Here is a 1,233-nt window from a genome sequence, read left to right on the forward strand (position 1 = left end):
GGTGGGGGGAAGCCGGCACGGAGGGGGTCTCTGTGGTGGCTGCTCCTTGTCGTGGTCCCGGTGAGTGCGGCGCGGACGGGAGAGCCAGACACAGGGCTGCTGCCGTGCAGGCCGCGACCGCGCCCAGGGCCCGTCGGCGGTGGCGGCGCCGGTCGGCGCGTCGGCGGATCTCCGCAGCGGGCAGGGTCGGTGCGGGCATTTGCGTGCCGAGCAGCCGCAGCCGGTCGGCGAGGGTGTCGTGGATGGGGTCAGACACGGAGCTTTCCTTCCTCGCCGGTCGGGGCCCGGTCGGCGAGTCTGGCCGCGAGCGCGGCCCGGCCGCGGGCGAGGCGGCTCTTGACGGCGCTGACGCTGGCGCCGGTATCGGCCGCGACCTGCTCGACGGAGAGGTCGCACATGTGGTGCAGGACCAGGGCGCTCCGCTGTGCCTCGGGCAGGTCGCGGAGCGCGGCGACCAGCATCAGGTGCTCCTCGGTGGGCGGCTCGACGGTGGGTGGTTCCTGACGGTGGTGGCGTCCGGCCAAGTGCAGGCCCCGGGCCAGACGTCGCCAGCGGGAGACGGCCAGCCGCCGGGCCGTGGTCCGGATCCATGCCTCCGGGGCGTTGCCCGGGTCGAAGGTGCGCCGTCGGTCCCACGCGCGGATGAAGGCCTCCTGGACCACGTCCTGTGCTTCGGACCAGTTGCCGGTTATCGCGTAGAGCTGCCCGGTCAGGCGGGAGAAGGACGCCGCGTAGAACGCGTCGAACTCCTGTGGCGTCATCAAGGGCCTCTCTTCCGGGGCTGTCCGTCGGCTCGCGGCACAGGCGGTGCGCGAGGAAGCACTCCTCGGCCGCGGCGGTGGATCCGTGCGTCCTGGGCGGAGCCTCCCGCCCTGTACGCACGAGCCCCGTCCAGGCGTTGCGCCCACGACCTATGACCTGGATCACGTGCGCGGGGTGCGACCTGCCCGGCGTCAAGAGGCGTACAGGGGTGCCGGCATCAGCCGGACGCCCGCAGGAAAGGACACGAATTCATGCGTATCCGCCCGATCATGCTCATCGCCGCCACCGTCACCGCCGCGGCCATCGCGACCGCAGGGGGAATGGCCACTGCCGCAACCGGCACCTCCACGCCCACCCCCACGGCCCAAGGCAAGCCCGCCGGTACGCCCACCGCCACGGCCTCCGACGCCGGCTCGGCCGGCGCCTCGGTGGTCCCCGGCAGCGGCTCGGCCGTTACCGGTGCGACTGCCG

Annotated in this window: 1 protein-coding gene and 2 pseudogenes; 1 reads left to right on the forward strand and 2 read right to left on the reverse strand. The window is 73.6% G+C overall.

The genetic code is table 11. The features are described 5' to 3' along the window. Together ACZ6EM_RS40455 and ACZ6EM_RS40460 are read right to left on the reverse strand one after the other, a co-directional pair. A pseudogene (locus tag ACZ6EM_RS40455) lies at nt 1-256 on the reverse strand (hypothetical protein); the annotation flags it as partial. Further along, nucleotides 249-761, reverse strand: coding sequence for a SigE family RNA polymerase sigma factor (locus tag ACZ6EM_RS40460; protein WP_401048878.1), 513 nt, complete (start codon nt 759-761; stop codon nt 249-251). The pseudogene ACZ6EM_RS40455 and the gene ACZ6EM_RS40460, both read right to left, overlap by 8 nt. Nucleotides 762-1,013: 252 nt before the next feature. Here ACZ6EM_RS40460 and ACZ6EM_RS40465 point away from each other — a divergent pair. Further along, nucleotides 1,014-1,233 (forward strand): annotated as a pseudogene (locus tag ACZ6EM_RS40465) (hypothetical protein); the annotation flags it as partial.

The sequence above is a fragment of the Kitasatospora sp. NPDC041917 genome (genome assembly GCF_055589745.1).

Coding starts and splice junctions, on each gene's coding strand:
- ACZ6EM_RS40460 (WP_401048878.1), bottom strand. CDS start 761: ATGACGCCACAGGAGTTCGACGCGTTCTACGCGGCGTCCTTCTCCCGC.